At 69.7% G+C, this 17,186-nt stretch carries 15 protein-coding genes; 2 read left to right on the forward strand and 13 right to left on the reverse strand.

The window, feature by feature from the left end; translation table 11 throughout:
* Positions 1-82: 82 nt before the first annotated feature.
* Positions 83-1,177, reverse strand: coding sequence for a substrate-binding domain-containing protein (locus NNL39_RS03080; protein WP_255160242.1), 1,095 nt, complete (start codon positions 1,175-1,177; stop codon positions 83-85).
* A gap of 95 nt (positions 1,178-1,272) precedes the next feature.
* The gene (locus tag NNL39_RS03085) at positions 1,273-2,292 is read right to left on the reverse strand and encodes an ABC transporter permease (protein WP_255160243.1); all 1,020 of its coding nucleotides are present in this window, start codon (positions 2,290-2,292) and stop codon (positions 1,273-1,275) included.
* Positions 2,293-2,767: 475 nt separating this feature from the next.
* On the opposite strand from NNL39_RS03085, the gene NNL39_RS03090 reads away from it, so the two are divergent.
* Entirely contained in the window at positions 2,768-3,847 is a 1,080-nt protein-coding gene (locus NNL39_RS03090) for an SDR family oxidoreductase (RefSeq protein ID WP_255160244.1), read from the forward strand.
* A 93-nt stretch (positions 3,848-3,940) separates the two neighbouring features.
* Here NNL39_RS03090 and NNL39_RS03095 read toward each other — a convergent pair whose 3' ends face one another.
* From NNL39_RS03095 to NNL39_RS03115, 5 genes are read right to left on the reverse strand one after another with little or no spacing between them, the layout of a single operon-like run.
* Entirely contained in the window at positions 3,941-4,915 is a 975-nt protein-coding gene (locus tag NNL39_RS03095; protein ID WP_255160245.1) for a zinc-dependent alcohol dehydrogenase, read from the reverse strand.
* Between the two features lie 32 nt (positions 4,916-4,947).
* Complete coding sequence (locus NNL39_RS03100; protein WP_255160246.1) at positions 4,948-6,006, reverse strand: 2,3-butanediol dehydrogenase; 1,059 nt, start codon at positions 6,004-6,006, stop codon at positions 4,948-4,950.
* Positions 6,007-6,050: 44 nt separating this feature from the next.
* The gene (locus tag NNL39_RS03105; protein WP_255160247.1) at positions 6,051-7,133 is read right to left on the reverse strand and encodes a zinc-dependent alcohol dehydrogenase; all 1,083 of its coding nucleotides are present in this window, start codon (positions 7,131-7,133) and stop codon (positions 6,051-6,053) included.
* A gap of 7 nt (positions 7,134-7,140) precedes the next feature.
* On the reverse strand, positions 7,141-8,523 hold the full coding sequence (locus tag NNL39_RS03110) for a M24 family metallopeptidase (RefSeq protein WP_255160248.1): 1,383 nt from the start codon (positions 8,521-8,523) through the stop codon (positions 7,141-7,143).
* A gap of 40 nt (positions 8,524-8,563) precedes the next feature.
* The gene (locus NNL39_RS03115) at positions 8,564-9,343 is read right to left on the reverse strand and encodes an SDR family NAD(P)-dependent oxidoreductase (protein ID WP_255160249.1); all 780 of its coding nucleotides are present in this window, start codon (positions 9,341-9,343) and stop codon (positions 8,564-8,566) included.
* A gap of 333 nt (positions 9,344-9,676) precedes the next feature.
* On the opposite strand from NNL39_RS03115, the gene NNL39_RS03120 reads away from it, so the two are divergent.
* Complete coding sequence (locus NNL39_RS03120) at positions 9,677-10,126, forward strand: VOC family protein (protein WP_255160250.1); 450 nt, start codon at positions 9,677-9,679, stop codon at positions 10,124-10,126.
* A gap of 66 nt (positions 10,127-10,192) precedes the next feature.
* On the opposite strand, the gene NNL39_RS03125 is transcribed toward NNL39_RS03120, so the two are convergent.
* The 6 genes from NNL39_RS03125 to cysS all read right to left on the reverse strand — a co-directional run bounded on the left by NNL39_RS03125 (position 10,193) and on the right by cysS (position 17,003).
* Positions 10,193-11,641, reverse strand: a complete 1,449-nt coding sequence (locus NNL39_RS03125) for an amidohydrolase family protein (protein ID WP_255160251.1) — start codon at positions 11,639-11,641, stop codon at positions 10,193-10,195.
* 112 nt (positions 11,642-11,753) lie between these two features.
* The gene (locus NNL39_RS03130; RefSeq protein ID WP_255160252.1) at positions 11,754-12,461 is read right to left on the reverse strand and encodes an SDR family NAD(P)-dependent oxidoreductase; all 708 of its coding nucleotides are present in this window, start codon (positions 12,459-12,461) and stop codon (positions 11,754-11,756) included.
* A 40-nt stretch (positions 12,462-12,501) separates the two neighbouring features.
* Positions 12,502-13,395, reverse strand: coding sequence for a cupin domain-containing protein (locus tag NNL39_RS03135; protein ID WP_255160253.1), 894 nt, complete (start codon positions 13,393-13,395; stop codon positions 12,502-12,504).
* A 112-nt stretch (positions 13,396-13,507) separates the two neighbouring features.
* Positions 13,508-14,548: a ketopantoate reductase family protein gene (locus tag NNL39_RS03140; protein ID WP_255160254.1), complete on the reverse strand. Its 1,041-nt coding sequence runs from the start codon at positions 14,546-14,548 to the stop codon at positions 13,508-13,510.
* A gap of 63 nt (positions 14,549-14,611) precedes the next feature.
* The gene (rlmB, locus tag NNL39_RS03145) at positions 14,612-15,604 is read right to left on the reverse strand and encodes a 23S rRNA (guanosine(2251)-2'-O)-methyltransferase RlmB (protein WP_255160255.1); all 993 of its coding nucleotides are present in this window, start codon (positions 15,602-15,604) and stop codon (positions 14,612-14,614) included.
* Positions 15,597-17,003: a cysteine--tRNA ligase gene (gene cysS / locus NNL39_RS03150; RefSeq protein ID WP_255160256.1), complete on the reverse strand. Its 1,407-nt coding sequence runs from the start codon at positions 17,001-17,003 to the stop codon at positions 15,597-15,599. Before cysS ends, rlmB begins: the two co-directional genes overlap by 8 nt.
* Positions 17,004-17,186 lie beyond the last annotated feature (183 nt).

Raw genomic sequence — 17,186 nt, forward strand, 5'->3', positions numbered from 1 at the left:
GCGAGCGGGTGTGGAGCGGCCGGTCCCCCGGCCCGCAGAATCGAGTTCTACGAGCCGGGGGCCGGGATCGCGGGTACTGCTGTTACTGCAGGAGCGCAGCCTGGTCGTCCGGCGACATCTGGGCCGACAGGTAGATGTCACCCGGCAGGTCGTCGCGGCAGGTCACGGGGTTCGGCGAACCGCTCACCGAGTCCTCGAACACCGGAGCGGCGAACGCGGTCTCGCTGGGGATGACACCGCCCGTGGCGCGAGCCACGGCGTGCTGCACGGCGAGACGCACGTTGTCGTTGCCCGTGGCGACGGTGAAGAGCTTGAAGTCGGGGTTCGACGCGTTCTTCTCCTCCCAGAAGCAGCTGAGCACGTTGCCGTCGGAGGTGACGAGCGCGGGGATCGAGCGACCGCTCTTCTCGAACTCGGGCAGAGCGCCGACGAGCGACGGGCCGAAGTCAGACACGATCACGTCGATCTGGTCGTACTTCGCGATGGCCGCGGTGAGCACCTGCTGCGTGAGCGCCGGGTCCCAGTTCGTGACCTCGTAGGGCTGCTCGCCGATGTACTGGTACTTCGGGTCGGTCAGGACCGACTCGAAGCCCGTGCGCTCGTCGATGCCCTGGCTGTTGCCGGCCGGGCCCGAGAGGAACAGGATGTTGGCGCCGTCCGGGAAGTTCTCCAGGATCCAGTTGCCCCACGCGACACCGTCAGCGACGAAGTCAGCGCCGACCCAGAGGTCGTAGTCCTCGCCGTCGACACCGTTCGGGTTGACGCGGTAGGGGACCGTCACGACGCCCGCCTCGTAGGCGCTGCGGAGCGCGGGGAGCATGGCCTCGCCGGCGTCCGGGAACACGACGATGGCGTCGGCACCCGACGCGACCATGCCCTGGATGTCGGAGATCGACTTCTGCGTGTCGCCCTGGCCGTCGGCGTAGAGGTACTCCACGACGCTCGGGCACTTGGCGACCTCGTCGGCACCGGCGGCGGTCGTGACCAGGCGCCAGCTGTTGCCGCCGAAGCCGTCGAGCAGACCGACGACGGCCTCCTCGGGGCCGCACCAGTCGGGTGCGCCCTCGACCGGCGCGCCCGGCTCAGCCGGCTCTTCGGACGGAGCGGCACAGCCCGCGAGGACGAGCGCCGTCAGTCCCGCTGCGGCGATGGCCGCGGAGATTCTGCGGTGAATCATGGTTTCCTCCATTGTTGAGCGCGACGGCCTTGTCGCACATCTCTTGGTGCACTCGCTCCGGTGGAGCGGGTGGTTCGGGGGGTGGTGCAGGCGGGTCAGGGTGTTGCGGCGACAGCGGGCTCGCCCCGGGGGGCGAACCGTTGCCGTAGTGCCGTCCAGTTGACCGTGTAGATCGCGACGCCGATCGCAAGAGCGGCGGCCTGGACGAGGGTGCGCACCGCGAAGGGCACGCCCAGAGCGAGCACGAACTGGTCGAGCTGGCTGAGGAACAGGGCGGCCACCACCGTGGCCGCGGGGAAGCCTCGACCGCCAAGCAGCGAGGTGCCTCCCAGCACCACGACGGCGACCGAGGTGAGCAGGTAGCTGTTGCCCTGGAAGGCGGTGGGCTGGTTGGTGATGCCGGCGAGCAGGATGCCCGCGCTCGCGAAGAGCAGCTGGGCCCAGACGTACGCGGCGCCCTGGTGCGTGCGGTACCGCAGGCCCGTCGCGCGCGCCGCGGCCGGGCTCGCGCCGACGGCCTCGAACCGGCGGCCGACGACCGTCTTCTTCACCATGATCGTGACGAGCACGAGGAACCCGATCGCGAACAGCACCGCGTTCGGGATGCCCACGGTACGACCGCCGGCGATCTCGCTGAGGAGGTTCGTGGTCGTGCGGGGGATGCCTCCGGAGATGCCGAGAACGGCGCCGAAGAGGAGGGCGTTGGTGCCGAGCGTGGCGATGATGGGGTTGAGCCCGAGGCGCCCCACCATGAAGCCGTTGAGCAGGCCGGCCCCGATCGCCCACGCGAAGGCGACGAGCATGGCGGGCAGCAGCATGGCGTCGTTCTCGTTGGGCATGTGCGTGACGATGACGACCGCGAGCGAGACCGAGCCGGGCACCGAGAGGTCGATGCCGCCCTGCTGCACGACGAGCATCTGGCCGAGGCCGACGATCGCGAGCACCGCGGCGAAGGGCAGCATGCCGAGCACGGCTCCCTGCGAGACGGAGCTCGGCGCGAGCAGCGCACTGAGCACGATGAGCGCGACGGTCGAGATGAGCACCGTCAGCAGGCCCTTCGAGATGCCGAACCGGGCGCTCGTGAGCAGTCGCGGCGGTGACGTGGCGTCGGCCATGCTTTCCCCTTTGAAAGAGTCGGTGCTCCCGGCTGTTCACGCTGGACGGGGTGTTGAGTCACACTTTATGGAAAAGCGCTGGTGTTCACAAGCGTTGTTCATAACGATTCCGCCGCGGGGGCCCCGGATGTTCGTTTTCCGCGCCTCCGATTGGGCCCGGCCGCCGCTGATCGGAGTGCTCGACCGTCGCCGCGCGAGTGCCCGCAGCGGCCGCTCCGGCTCGCATCCTGCTCCTCTCGCGCCCCGTTCGGAAGGGACCAACGTCCCGCATTCCGCGGGATTTCCATGATTTTGCATACTCTTGCCGGGTGCGGGTCATGCGGGGCGCCGGGGATGCCCGCCGCGGGCCCGACCGCGCGCGATCTTCCGGCGACCGAGGGGCGCGGCCGCGCAGCCCACTCGGCATCGACGCGGCGCGTGCCGTGCGCTACCGTTTATCACAACTGAACATCGTCGTTCGAAAGGCGGCTCTTTGATGAACACTGCACACACCCGGCGCGCGCTCGTCGTGGGCGCGACCGGCATCGCCGGCCAGACGGTCAGCCGTCAGCTCTTCGAGGCGGGGTGGGAGGTGCACGGCCTCGCGCGTCGCGGCAACTCGATGGTCGAGGGCGTCATCCCGATCCAGGCCGATCTGCTCGACGCGGAGGCGACCGCCGCAGCCCTCGCGGCCCTGCGGCCCGAGATCGTGATCATCACGGCGTGGATCCGCAAGGACACCGAAGCCGAGAACATCGCGGTCAACAGCGCGACCCTGCGCAACCTCTTCGCGGCGCTCGAGCCCGACGGCGGCGTGCGGCACGTCGCACTGCTCACCGGGCTCAAGCACTACCTCGGCCCCTTCGAGGACTACGCGACCGGCGTGAAGGCCGAGACCCCGTTCAAGGAGTCGGAGCCCCGCCTGCCGAGCCCCAACTTCTACTACGCGCAGGAGGACGAGCTCTTCGCGGCCGCCGAGCGCATGGGCTTCACCTGGAGCGTGCACCGCTCGCACACCGTCTTCGGCTTCGCCGTCGACAACGCCATGAACATGGTGCTGACGCTCTCGGTCTACGCGACCATCTGCAAGGAGCTGGGCCAGACGTTCATCTACCCCGGCTCGGTCGAGCAGTGGAACTTCGTGACCGACGTCACCGACGCCGAGCTGCTCGGCGAGCAGCTCGTGTGGGCATCGACGCACGAGGAGGGCGCGAACGAGGCCTTCAACATCGCCAACGGCGACGTCTTCCGCTGGCGGTGGCTGTGGCCGCAGATCGCCGAGCACTTCGGGGTCGAGTGGGAGGGCCCGACGGGCACGCCGCGCACCCTCGTCGCCTCCATGACCGAGGTCGCCCCCGAGGTCTGGGCGCGCATCGCCGAGCGCGAGGGCCTCGTCGAGAGCGACGTGAGCAAGCTCGCGTCGTGGTGGCACAGCGATAGCGACCTCGGCCGCGAGGTCGAGTGCATCACCGACATGACGAAGAGCCGCGAGGCCGGGTTCCTCGACTTCCGGTCGACGCGCACGAGCTTCTTCGACACGGTCGCGCGCTACCGCGAGGCGAAGCTGCTGCCGTAGAGCGGGTCGACATGACGAAGGGGGCGGATGCGCACAGCATCCGCCCCCTTCCGGTTCGCGCGCGGCCGACCCGAACGGCCCCGCGCGACCGCACTACAGCGACGCGTCGAACTCGATGTGCGCCTTGATCGTCTGCGCCGGGTTGCGCGCCGCCGCGACGGCCTCGGTCGCCGAGTCGACGTCGAAGCGCTGCGTCACGAGCGAGGTGAGGTCGATGCCCGCCTGCGCCATGAAGCGCAGCGTGTCGGGCCAGACGCCAGGCGAGCCGATCGAGCCCGTGATCGTGAGCTCCTTCGACTGGATCAGCCCCAGCTTCGCGGGCGCCTCGCGGCCCACGTCGATGCCGATGTAGCCGACGCGGCCCTTGAAGGCGGCGATCTCGAGCGCCTGCGCCATGACCTCGGGGCGACCCGTCGCCTCGATCACGACGCTCGCGCCGCGGCCTCCCGACTCGCGGTCGAGCACCGCGGCCAGCTCATCGGGCGAGACCGCGAAGTGGGCCCCCAGCGACAGGGCCTTCTCGCGGCGGTGCTCGCTCGGCTCGACGACGATCGTCTTGGCACCGAGCTTGGCCGAGGCGGCCGTGACGCACAGGCCGATCGGGCCGGCACCGAGCACGACGAGGGTGTCGCTCGCGTTGACATTGCCCACGCGCATGAGCGCGTAGTAGGCGACGCTGAACGGCTCGACGAGCGCGGCGTTCGTCCACGAGACGCCCTCGGGCAGCTTGTGCAGCCACGACTGCTTCGCCACGAAGAACTCGGCGGCCGCGCCGCTGATCGAGAAGCCGAAGTGGTCGTCGCCGATGACGCACTCGCCGACGACGCCGTCACCCTTCGTCAGGCCGGTGACCTTCGAGCCGACGGCCATGACCTCGCCCGACCACTCGTGGCCGGGGATGATCGGGTACTGGAAAGGGATGATGTAACGCCCCTCGAGCAGCTCGATGTCGCTGTGGCAGACCCCGACCGAGCGCGCGGCCACGAGCACCTCGTCGTCGGCGATCTCGGGGATGGGCAGCTCGTCGACCTGCGGGGTGTCGACCGAGACGTACTGCAGTGCCTTCATGAGAGTGGTGCTCCTTGAACTCGTAGGGGTGATCAGAAGGCGCGAACGAGGACCTTGACCTGGTCGCCGGTCGGCGACAGCAGGGTCTCGAAGCCCTTCTCGACGATGTCGGCCATGTCGATCTTCGCGCTCACGACCTTCTCGACATCCATGCGGCCACGGCCGATGAGGTCGATGATGCGCGGCCAGTCGGTCACGGGGTAGCACCACGTGCCGCGCAGCGTGATGTCGCGCTCCGAGAGCACCATGGGATCGATGGCGGCAGGCTTCGTGTGCAGGCCCGTCTGCGAGATGTTGCCCGAAGCCCGCACCGAGGCCAGGGCGGTCTGCAGCGCGATCTCGTTGCCCGAGCACTCGATGACCGCATCGACGCCGATGCCGCCCGTGCGGTCGCGCAGCTCGGCGGCCACGTCGGTGGAGCGCGGGTCGAGCAGCACGCCCACGTCGAGCGACCGCGCGAGCTCCTGGCGCTTCGGGTTGACCTCCGACATGTACACGGTGGCGCCGAGGGATGCGGCGTACAGCGAGGCGAGGGCGCCGATCGGGCCGAGCCCGGTCACGAGCACGGTGTCGCCGGGGCGCACCTGCGCCTTGTCGACGCCGTAGGCGGCGACAGCGGTGGGCTCGACGAGGGCTCCCTGGATGTCGGACATCGAGTCGGGCAGCTTGGCCACCTTCGACTCGTGCACGATCGCCTGCTCGGCGATGCCGCCCCACTCGTCGCTCAGGCCGACGCAGGCCATCGAGGTGCAGAGGTGGTTGAGGCCGCGCTGGCAGAAGTAGCAGGCGCCGCAGAACAGCAGAGGCATGACCGAGACCCGGTCGCCCGCGCGCACGCTGCGAACCTCCTTCCCGACCTCAAGCACCTCGGCCGAGAACTCGTGGCCCAGGATCTGCGGGGCGGTCGATCCGTTGAGCTTGTGGGGCTGGGTCGGGATCACGATGGGGCCGACGGCGTACTCGTGCAGGTCGGTGCCGCAGATGCCACACCAGAACGGCTTGAGCCGCACGTCGCGGGGCCCGAGGGCTCCCGGCTCGGCGACCTCTTCGACCCGGATGTCTTTGGCGTCGTGGAAGACGGCTGCTCTCATGGCTCTGTCGCCACCTTTCTTGAGTGATCGGGATGCTGCTGCGGTCAGGCGGTGCGCGTCGGGTCGAACAGCACCTTGCCGCGGATCTCTCCCGCCGCGAGGCGGGCGAGCTGGGTCGGGACCTCGTCGAGCCCGAACACGGCCTCGACGAGCTCGTCACCGAGATCGGTGCGGGCGAGGATCTCGAGCGAGGGCACGAGGTCGTCTCCGCACACGTGCGCGACGGTCGTCGCGATCGTCACCTCGCTCAGCACGAGCTTGTGGACGTCGAGCTCTTGGGGCTTCGAGGGCAGACCCACCTCGAGGATGGTCCCGCCTTGGCGCACGAGGCGCAGGGCGACGTCGAGCTGCCCCGGGGCCCCCGTGGCCTCGATGACCACGTCGGCACCGGTCGGTCCGACGATCGCGCGCAGGGCATCCTGCAGCTGGTCGTCGACCGGCACGACGCGGGTGGCGCCGAGGCGTAGGGCGCGATCGAGGCGCTCGCCCGCGAAGTCGACGACGGTGATGTCGGCATCGGCGAGCGAGATGAGCCCGGCGAGGATGAACGTGCCGATGGCCCCCGCCCCGAAAAGCACCACGCGGTCGCCGTCGACGACCTGCGCGCGGCGGGCAGCGTGCAGCCCGACGGCGAGCGGCTGGGCGACGCCTGCGGCGTCGAGCGCGCAGTCGTCGGGGATGCGCACGAGCGTCGAGGTGGCGACCGCGACGTACTCGGCGAGGCCGCCGTCGATGTTGAGGCCGTGTGTCACGTAGCGCTCGCACAGGTTCGTGCGGCCTTGACGGCAGCGCTGGCACTCGCCGCACGCTACCCCCGCGCCCGACGCGACGTGGTCGCCCACCGCGAGGCCCTCGACCGGCCCTCCCGGCAGGTCGACGATCTCGCCGACGAACTCGTGCCCGATGATGAGCGGGCCTTGGTGGCCGCTCTTCGGGTGCGGGGCGTCGATCGGGAACATGATCGGCCCGGCCTTGTACTCGGTGGCGTCGGTGCCGCAGATGCCGCTGCGCAGCACCTTGACGAGCGCCTGGCCCTCGACGGCGATCGGCACGGGCAGGGTCTCGATGCGCACGTCGCCGCGGCCGTGGTAGACGGCGGCGCGCATCGTTCCGGTGTGGGCGGGCATCAGTGCGCTACTTTCCGCCGCGGCCGTCGAAGGTGTTGAGGTGCGACTGCGAGTCGCGCAGCGTGCTGAGCTCGCCGCCGACCGAGTAGTAGCGCTTGCCCGCGACGAGCAGCTCTTCGGCCGGGAACTTCGTGATGACCTCGCAGCCGGTGGCGGTCACGACGACCTCCTCCTCGATGCGCGCGGCACCCCAGCCGTCGGCCGCCGGCCAGTAGGTCTCGAGCGCGAACACCATGCCCTCTTCGAGCACCTCGGGGTGGTCGAACGAGGTCAGGCGCGAGAAGATCGGCTTCTCCCAGATCGAGAGCCCCACACCGTGGCCGTACTGCAGCGCGAACGCGGCCTCCTCGTCGGGGAATCCGAACTCCTCGGCCTTGGGCCACACGGCGACGATGTCGGCCGTCGTGGCGCCCGGCTTCACGAGCGCGATCGCGCGATCCATGTACTCACGGGCGCGCGTGTACGCGTCCTTCTGCGCCTGGCTCGCCGAGCCGACCGCGAAGGTGCGGTAGTAGCACGTGCGGTAGCCGTTGTAGCTGTGCAGGATGTCGAAGAAGGCCGGGTCGCCCGGGCGGATGAGGCGGTCGCTGAAGACGTGCGGGTGCGGCGAGCAGCGCTCGCCCGAGATGGCGTTGACGCCCTCGACGTACTCCGAGCCGAGGTCGTAGAGCGTCTTGGCGACGAGGCCCACGGCCTCGTTCTCGCGCACGCCGGGCCGCAGGAATTCGTACAGGTTCTCGTAGGCCGCATCCACCATCGACGCCGCCTGGGTCAGCAGGCGGATCTCGTCGTGGGTCTTAATGCGGCGGGCCTCGAGGAAGATCTGCTGGCCGTCAACGACCTGGATGCCCTGCTGCTGCAGCGCGAACAGGATGGGCAACTCGATCACGTCGACCCCGAGCGGCTGATCGGCGACGCCGAACTTCTCGAGCTCGCGCTTGATCTTGCGGGCGACCTCCTCGGCGATGCCCGCGTCGGGCGGGAATGCGCCGCGCAGCGTCGAGATGCCGGCGCGCGCGCCGCTCTCGAGGCGGGGGCGCTTCGCGCCCTCGTGCGGCGAGTGCGGGTCGGCGTCCATCTCGGAGGTCGTGACGTCGAGCCACGGGTTGTAGAGCTTGTGGTGCTTCGCCGCCGAGCCGAAGTCCCACGAGATGGGGTCGGTGTTGCGCGTCAGCAGGCTGAAGCGGATGAGCTTGTCCATCGCCCACGTGCCGATGTGGGTCGCGGTCATGTACCGGATGTTCGAGAAGTCGAAGGCGAGCAGCGCGCCGACATCGGAGCGGTCGAGCTGCGCCTTGAGGCGGGCGAGCCGCTCGTCGCGCAGGCGCTCGAAATCGATGCGCGCCTCCCAGTCGACGCCGTTGGTGCCCGTGGTTCCCGTGTTCTTCATGATGGATGCTCTCTCTTGGCTGCGGTGACGGCCTCGTCGCTCAGACGAGGATCATCCCGCCCTCGATGGGGATGATCTGACCGGTGATGTAGTCGCTGTCGGGCCCGGCGAGGAAGATGCCGGTGGGCACGATGTCGCTCGGGTCGGCCGGGCGGCCGAGCAGGATCGAGCTCGACATCGAGTCGAAGCCGTTCTGTCCCTCGCCGATCTCGTCGAGCTCTTTGTCGAGCTTCGTCCACAGGGGGGTCGCGACGACGCCGGGAGCGAATCCGTTGACGGTGATGTCGTGCTCGGCGAGAGCGCGAGCGCCGGATTGGGTGAGGGAGATGACCGCGGCCTTGGCCGCGCTGTAGGGCGCGAAGCTCGAGAATCCTGTGCGGCCGGCGATCGAAGCAGTGTTGACGATCTTGCCAGGAGTGCCTTGGGCGATGAACTGCTGTGCGGCCTCCTGGGCCCCGATAAGCACGCCCAGCACGTTGACCTTCATGATCAGATCGAAGTTGGCCTCGGTGACATCGAGGTACTTCATGGGCGAGTTCATCCCGGCATTGTTGAAATATGCGTCGAGGCGCCCGTAGCGCTCGACCGCGGCGGCGATGCCCGCTCGCACGGCGTCGCGATCGGTGACGTCGACGCGCACGGCGCTCGCGCTGCCGCCCGCGGCGGAAATTCGGTCGGCGAGCGCCTGGCCCGCTTCGAGGTTGAGGTCGGCGATCACGGCGTTCGCGCCCTCGGCGGCGAATCCCTCGCACAGGGCGGCGCCGATGCCCGATGCACCCCCGGTCACGACGATCGTGCGATTGGTCAGTCGTCCCGTCATGAGGATGCTCCTTTGCGTCCGTTCGCGCGCCCCGATGCGCCCGGCGCGGCCGTGGCAGCGGTGCGCCTTGTGTTCACTATAGGTGAACTTACTGCCCGGCGTCATCCAAATCAAGTGAACAGTTCGGCAAGGAACGCTCCCCGCGCAGGGCGCCCCGGCAACCCCGGCCCGGCGCTCATGGCCACGGTTTTCTGCCGATCTCGCCCCTGTGGTCGCGAGTGCAGGGTTGCCGTGACGCCCGATCGTGGTGTTGAGTCTGGGTACAAGCCATGCAGGTACGGGCGCTGGAGCGTGCACCCGCTCTGCACGGCCTCCGACACGAAGGAGTGAGCAATGGCATTCACGGTCACTGGAGTGCACCACGTCGGCATCACCGTTCGCGACATGCAACGGTCGTTCGAGTGGTACACCCGCATGTTCGGTGTCGAGCCCGGACCCGTCAATCACGGCTCCGGCCCCGACCTCGAGCGCGGCGTCCAGGTACCCGGCGCTGAGCTCTCGTTCTCGATGATCCGCATCGGCAACGTCAACGTGGAGTTCCTGCAGTACCACCAGCCCGAGGGCAAGGACTGGGATCGCACGAACGGCGATGTCGGCTCGGCGCACATCTGCCTCGAGGTCGACGACATGGACGCGGCCTATGCCGAACTGATCGCTCGCGGCGCCGTCTTCAACGGTCCGCCGGTCACGCTCACCGATGGAGACCTGGCTGGCTCGCAGTGGGCCTACCTGCGCGACCCTGACGGCATCCAGCTCGAGATCTGGCAGTACCCGAAGCACTAGCGAACCGCTCGGGATGCGGCGGGCGACCCCGAGGGGTCGCCCGCCGTCGTTCTGTGGAGGGCGGACTCAGTGCTTGTGCCCGTCGTCCTCCGAGAGATACATGTAGGGGTTCGCGATGGGCTCGTCCTCGGGCAGAGCGGGGTTCATCCACTCCTTCCAGGCGTCCTCGCCCAGCTCGCCGCGCACGTACTCGACGGAGGCCGCGACGCGGTCGGCGACCGGCTTGAGGGGCAGTCCGATGCGCTCTCCGGCGTACTTGACGACCTTGCCGTTGACGACGACCGTGTGCACGTCCGCCGTGCCCGCCTGGTACACGACGTGGGCGTACGGGTTGAGGATCGGCGTCATGGCCGGCGACTCGTCGTTCTTGAGCAGCACGAGGTCGGCCTTCTTGCCCACGGTGATCGAGCCCAGCTTGTCGGCCATGCCGAGGGTGTGAGCACCGCCCATGGTCGCCTGCCACACGGCGTCCTCCGCCTTCATGCGGTTGACGTTGACCGTTTCGCCCTTGTTATGCGCCTCGAGGTGGTCGCGCGAACGGAACGAGCTCAGCGTGGCCCGCATCGCCGAGAAGAAGTCGGCGCTCCACCACACGCTCGTGTCCATCGAGAGCGACGCGGTGATGCCGTACTTCTTGGCGACCCACGCCGAGGGGTAGCCCTGGCCGGCGCTCTGCTCGCTCTCGGTGGCGATCGAGATCGTCCCGCCCGTCGCGGCGATCTTGTGGTAGCTGTCGGGGCCGAGCGAGCTCGCGTGCACGTAGGTCACGGTGTCGTCCATGAAGCCGTTCTCGTACATGTACTCGATGTTGGGGTCGCCGTTGACGCCCCACACTCCCGCGTGGGTGGTGACCCGCAGCCCCAGTTCGCGGGCGGCCTCGAAGGCGCCCTTCTCGTGGAAATCGGGGCCCGAGTTCACGTCGAAGGCCACCTGCAGGCCCATCATGTCGTCGGCATTGAAGTTCTTCACCCAGTTCTGGAAGCCGGGCTCGTTCATCCACTCCCACGGTGCGCCCAGGTAGTTGCCATAGGCGAGGACGAACCGGCCCGGGATGCTCTTCAGAGCTTCCACGGCGGCGTCGGCGTAGTCGGGCGTGCGCAGGGCGTGCGACCAGTCGACGGTCGTCGTGACGCCCTCGTCGATCGACTCGAGCGCGCTCAACTGGTTGCCCGCCGCTATGTCCTCCGCGCGGAAGACGTGCCCCCACGTGAGGTAATAGAAGACGAAGTACTGGCTGAGGGCCCAGTCGCCGCCGTAGCCGCGCAACGCGGTCTGCCACATGTGGCGGTGGGTGTCGATCATGCCGGGCATGACGATGCCGCCCTTGGCGTCGATCTCGAGCGCGCCCGCAGGCACCTCGAGGTGGTGGCCGACGCCGGCGATCGTGTCGTCGATGATCAGCACGTCCGCGTTCTCGAGCACCCCCGCCGAGTCGACGGTGATGACGGTGGCGTTGCGGAAGACGATCGGCCTGCCTGGGGTGAAGTCCCCGGCGCGGGGCGCGGCGTCAGTCATGAGTTCCTCCTCGTTGAGCAATTCACTGGAGCTGTACGTGTTCAGCTTCGCTGACATCCTAGGTCTATGCGAATGGATATATCTAGCCCGCGGCGCCCGGGCCGACAGAGAGTCAGGTGAGGCGCCAGCCGCGGTCGACGTAGAGGCTCGTGCCCGAGACACCGCGGTTGTCGAGCAGGAACAGGGTCGCGCCGACGATGTCGGCCATGGTCGCGAGCTTGCCGCCCGGCGTGCGCGACTCGTAGCCCTGAAGCACGGCTTCGGGCTTGTCGGCCCAGAACGGGCTGTCGCCGATGATGCCGGGGTGCAGGCCGTTGACGCGCATCGGCGCGAGCTCGAGCGCCATCGAGTGTGTGAGGCCCTCGACGCCGCCGTTGATCGTCGCGACCGTGGTCGAGCCGGGGTACGGCGCGTCCTTCGCGCGGCCGCCGAACAGCACGATGCCGGTATCGACGGTCGGCTCGAGGCGGTCGAGCAGCGCGTGCACGGTCTCGGTGTAGCCCACGAGCTTGAGGGTCACGAGGCGGCGGGCGCGCGCGATGTCGTACTCGCGCACCGTGTTGGCGTCGCGCTCGATGGCAGCGAGCACGAGGCCGTGCACCGGCCCGATGGGCGCGAGGCTCGCCGCGATCGTCTCGGGCTCGGAGATGTCGACCCCGAGGCCCATGGCGTTCCCGCCGATCGAGGCAGCGATGCCCTCGGCCCGCTCCTGATCGCGACCGGTCAGCACCACGCGGTCGCCGCGGGCGACGACCTCCTTCGCGATCTCCAGGCCGATTCCGGATGTTCCGCCGACGACGACGATGGTGCGCTGAATCACTGCTCCTCCTTGCGCTAGTGTCTGCTGCGATGTGGTCGGGCTACTCGGAGCCGAGCTTGTCCGACAAGTAGGTCCAGTCACGCGCGAACCGGTAGGCGTGGCGCGCGGGCATCTGGGGCGACTGGGTCTCGAGCCACCGCACGGGCTCGCCGACGGCCCGGAACGAGTGGACGCAGCCGACGCCCGCCCACGCGATGTCACCCGGCTTCATGCGCACCTCGTAGCCGTCGAAGGTCGCGTCGACCTCGCCGTCCAGGATCAGGTAGGCCTCTTCGAGCGGGTGGTCGTGCGGGCCCGCGACGCCGTCGGGCTCGTACTGCACCATGAACATGGTGTGCAGCACCGAGCCGAGGTCGCTGTCGACCATCATCTTGAGCGAGATGCCGCTGTAGACGAGCAGCGCGGTGCGCATGCTCGCCGACTGCGCGAGCAGCTCCTGCGACTGCTTGCCGGGGTTCATCTGCTCGGTCGTGATCGCGCCGAACGAGCGCGTGCGCGGGTCGCGCGGGTCGACCGCGACGGGGGTGCCGGGGGCGATGTCGGGCACCCGGAAGGTGTCGTAGCCGTGGTGCGCGCGCGGCGGCGGCGAGTAGATGTCGCTCCACACCGCGGGGGTGTCACCGACCGCGTGCCACGAGTGCGGCACGCCGAGCGGGATCACGCCGTAGTCGCCCGCCACGAGGTGCACCGTGGCCTCGGGGGTCACGAGCAGCACCTCGCCCTCGACGAGGTGGAACGACTCCTCGACCGAGTGCACGTGCGTGGGCACGACGCCGCCGGGCTCGAGCCGCGACATCCCGAAGTCGGTGTGGGCGGCGCCGTCGTCGAAGCCGACCGCGCACCAGCGCGTGAACCCGGAGGAATCGGGAGCGAGGGCGCCTGGGTCGCGGTAATCGGCCTCCTCGGCCGTTCGCACCACATAGCGGTTGGTCATCATCGACTCCTCAGCACACTGTCACGACGCACCGTCGCGTTCACCGTTGGTGAACATAGTCAATGCGATCGCATGGTCTTCTGTCAAGCGCGCGACGAGGCGGCGCGACCGCTCAGGCGGCGTCGAGGGTCGCGATCAGCAGCGCGGCGTTCTCGGGCGCGGGAACGAGCTCGCCGCGCTCGACGCGCTCCGCGAGCCGCAGCACGGCCTCGTTCACGGAGGCCCGGCCGCCGACCTCGGCCCGCTTGTCGACGATGTAGCCGCTGAAGGCGTCGAGCTCGCCGCGGCGGCCCTTCTCCCAGTCCTGCAGCACCGCGACACGGGTGTCGGGCTGCGAGAAGTGCGAGAGCACGCGATCGAGGAGGTCGAGCGAGTATTGGTCGCCGTCGGGCACCTCGGCGGCGGTGATGCCCAGGCTCGGGCGCATCGTGATGCCGAGGTCGATGGCGAGCGCGTAGGCCTCGCGCGACATGGCATCCATGACCGGACGCACACCGGGCATCATGGCGGCCTCGAGGAGCGGGATGCCGAGCAGGGCCGAGGGCAGCATCTCGGGGATGTTGGCGATGAGCTTCATCCACTTCGCCGAGCGGATGTCGTCGGTCACCTCGATCTGCGCGGCGTGCGCGAGCACGCCCGCGACATCGTCGAGGCGCGCCGTGCGCTCGCCCGAGAGCGTGCCGATCGAGAACCAGGTGTCGGCCGTCGCGACCTGTCGGCGCACGAGGCCCGGCTCGCGGAGGTTCGCGGCGATGCCCATCGCGCATCCGATCGTGCGATCGGCCCCGAGGGTCGCGGCGACCTGGTCGATCGTCATGCCGTTCTGCAGGCCGACGAATACCGAGTCGGGCCGCATGAGGGGGCGCATGAGCTCGGCGACCCAGCGGGTGTCGTAGGTCTTCACGGAGGTCAGGACGAGGTCGACGGGCTCGCGCAGCTCGGCGACCTCGCACAGGTGGTGCGCGCGCACCTCGGTGACCTGCACGTCACCCAGGGTGTCGACGGTGAGGCCGTCCGCGCGCATCGCCTCGACGTGGGCGGGCCACTGGTCGATGAGCCGTACGTCGAGCCCCGCCCGCACGAGGTCGGCGGCCACGGAGGCACCCACCGCGCCCGTGCCGACGACGGCGATTCTCAGGTCCTGCAGCTCCATCGCCGCCTCCTCGCGCGTTCAGTAAAGGTGAACACTGTGAGGATACACACGCGCGCGAGACCGCTACAACGCCGAGCGCCTCCGCGCGACCTCGTAGAGCGCCACGCTCGCCGCGATGCCCGCGTTGAGCGACTCGGTCGCCGCCGAGATGGGGATCGACACGATCGCGTCGCAGGTCTCGGTGACGAGTCGCGACAGGCCCTTGCCCTCACTGCCCACGACGATCACGAGCGGGCGGTCGGCGAGCTCGAGCTGCGGCAGCTGCATGTCGCCGTCGCCGTCGAGCCCGAGCACGAACACGCCCTCGGCCTTCATGGCCTTGAGCGTCTGCGTCAGGTTCGCGGCCATGGCCACAGGCGTGCGGGCCGCGGCCCCCGCCGAGGTCTTCCACGCGGCGGCCGTCACGCCGACCGACCGGCGCTGCGGCACGATGACGCCGTGCCCGCCGAACGCGGCCGTCGACCGGATGATCGCTCCGAGGTTGCGCGGGTCGGTCACGCCGTCGAGCGCGACGAGCAGCGGCGTCTGGCCGCGGTCGATCGCGCGCGAGACGAGATCCATCGGGTGCGCGTACTCGTACGCCGGCACCGAGATGGCGATGCCCTGGTTGACCGAGTTCTCGCCCGTCATGCGGTCGAGCTCGGGGCGCATGACCTCGAGCACGGGCACGCCGCGCTTCGTCGCGAGCGAGAGCGCCTCCTTGACCCGGTCGTCCATCTCGATGCGCGAAGCGATGTACAGGGTGCTGGCCGGAATCTTGGCGCGCAGCGCCTCGAGCACCGAGTTGCGGCCGCTCACGACCTCGGCGTCAGCGGTCTTCTTCGGGGCGCGCGACCGGCTCGCCTGCTGCCCTCCGCCGTTGCCGCCGCCCGCCCGGCTCTTCGCCGCCGCGAGGCGGTCGTTGGCCGCCTTGCGCTTGCCAGCCGGATGCCACGTGCGGTCCTCCGCCTTGGGCGTCGGCCCACGGCCTTCGAGCGCCTGCCGGCCCTGCCCTCCCGAGCCGACCGTGGGGCCCTTCCTCTTCTTGCTCGCGCCAGGGCGCCCAGGCTTAGCCATCGATACTCCAGTCGGTTGCGGTCGGTGAGTCTTCGAGCACGATGCCGGCGGCAGCGAGATCGTCGCGGATGCGGTCGGCGGTCGCGAAGTCGCGAGCGTCACGGGCCGTGCGGCGCTCGTCGATCAAGCGCTCGACGAGGGTCGCGAGGGCTCGGCGGGCGGGGTCGTCGTCGCGAGCATCCCCCTCGGCCGCATCGAAGCCGAGAACGGCGACCATGCCCGCCACCTCGGCGCGGGCGCGGGCGGCGGCCGCCGGGTCGTCATCGTCGAGGGCGGCGTTACCGGCCCGGACACGGTCATGCAGCACGGCGAGCGCCTGCGGCACCGCCAGGTCGTCGTCGAGCGCCGCGGCGAACTCGTCGGGCAGCTCGGCTTCGGTCTCTGCGAAGCGCGTGCCGGCGATGCGGCGCGCCGCCCGCGCGAGGAAGCCCTCGATGCGCTCGAGCGCCGACTGCGACTCGTCGAGCGAGGTCGGCGTGTAGTCGATGCTCGAGCGGTAGTGCGCCGAGCCGAGCCAGTAGCGCACGACGGCCGGCCGATGGCTCGCGAGCAGGTCGGCGGCGAACACCGAGTTGCCGAGCGACTTCGACATCTTCTGCCCGCCGACCGTCACGAGGCCGTTGTGCACCCAGTGCCGCGCGAAGGCGTCGCCGGCCGCGGCCGACTGAGCCAGCTCGTTCTCATGGTGCGGGAACCGCAGGTCGAGCCCGCCGCCGTGGATGTCGAAAACCGGGCCGAGGTAGCGCGCCGCCATCGCCGAGCACTCGATGTGCCAGCCCGGTCGGCCCGCACCCCACGGCGAGTCCCACCGCGCCGTGGGCGGCTCGTCAGCCTTCGCGCCCTTCCACAGAGCGAAGTCGCGCGGGTCTCGCTTGGCGCGCGCGGGGGCATCCCCCGCGTCCTCCATGTCGTCGGGGCTCTGCCGGGTGAGCTCGCCGTAGCGGCTCCAGCTGCGCACGTCGAAGTACACGTCGCCCGAGGCATCCGTGGCCGCGTAGGCATGGCCGGCGGCGATGAGACGCTCGATGAGCTCATGCATCTGCGGGATGCTCGCGGTCGCGCGCGGCTCGTACGTCGGGGGCAGGATGCCTAAGGCCCGGTATGCGGCGGTGAACTCGAGCTCGACGCGGTAGGCCACGGCGAACCACGGCTCGGTGTCGCTCGCGTTCGCGAGCACCTTGTCGTCGATGTCGGTGACGTTGCGCACGAACGTCACTGCGTAGCCGCGCGCGGTCAGCCAGCGCCGCCACAGGTCGTAAACGAGCGCGCTGCGCAAGTGGCCGATGTGCGGCGCCGACTGCACGGTCGGCCCGCAGACATACATGCCGATCTGCCCCTCGACGCGCGGTTCGAGGTCGACGACGGCCGCCTTGAGGCTGTCGTAGAGGCGCACGGTCACCGGCCCAGCCTACCGGCGGGCCGTATTGCCCGGGCCGCGGCGTAGCCGGGCGACAGCGCTCGGCCGGCGGAGGTGCTCGCCTCGACGTTGCGAGCGGCGAAGCCGACGGGGGTGCTCGCCTCGACGTTGCGAGCGGCGAAGCCGACGGGGGTGCTCGCCTCGACGTTGCGAGCGGCGAAGCCG

Source organism: Microcella humidisoli (assembly GCF_024362325.1).
GTDB classification, from domain to species: Bacteria; Actinomycetota; Actinomycetes; order Actinomycetales; family Microbacteriaceae; genus Microcella; species Microcella humidisoli.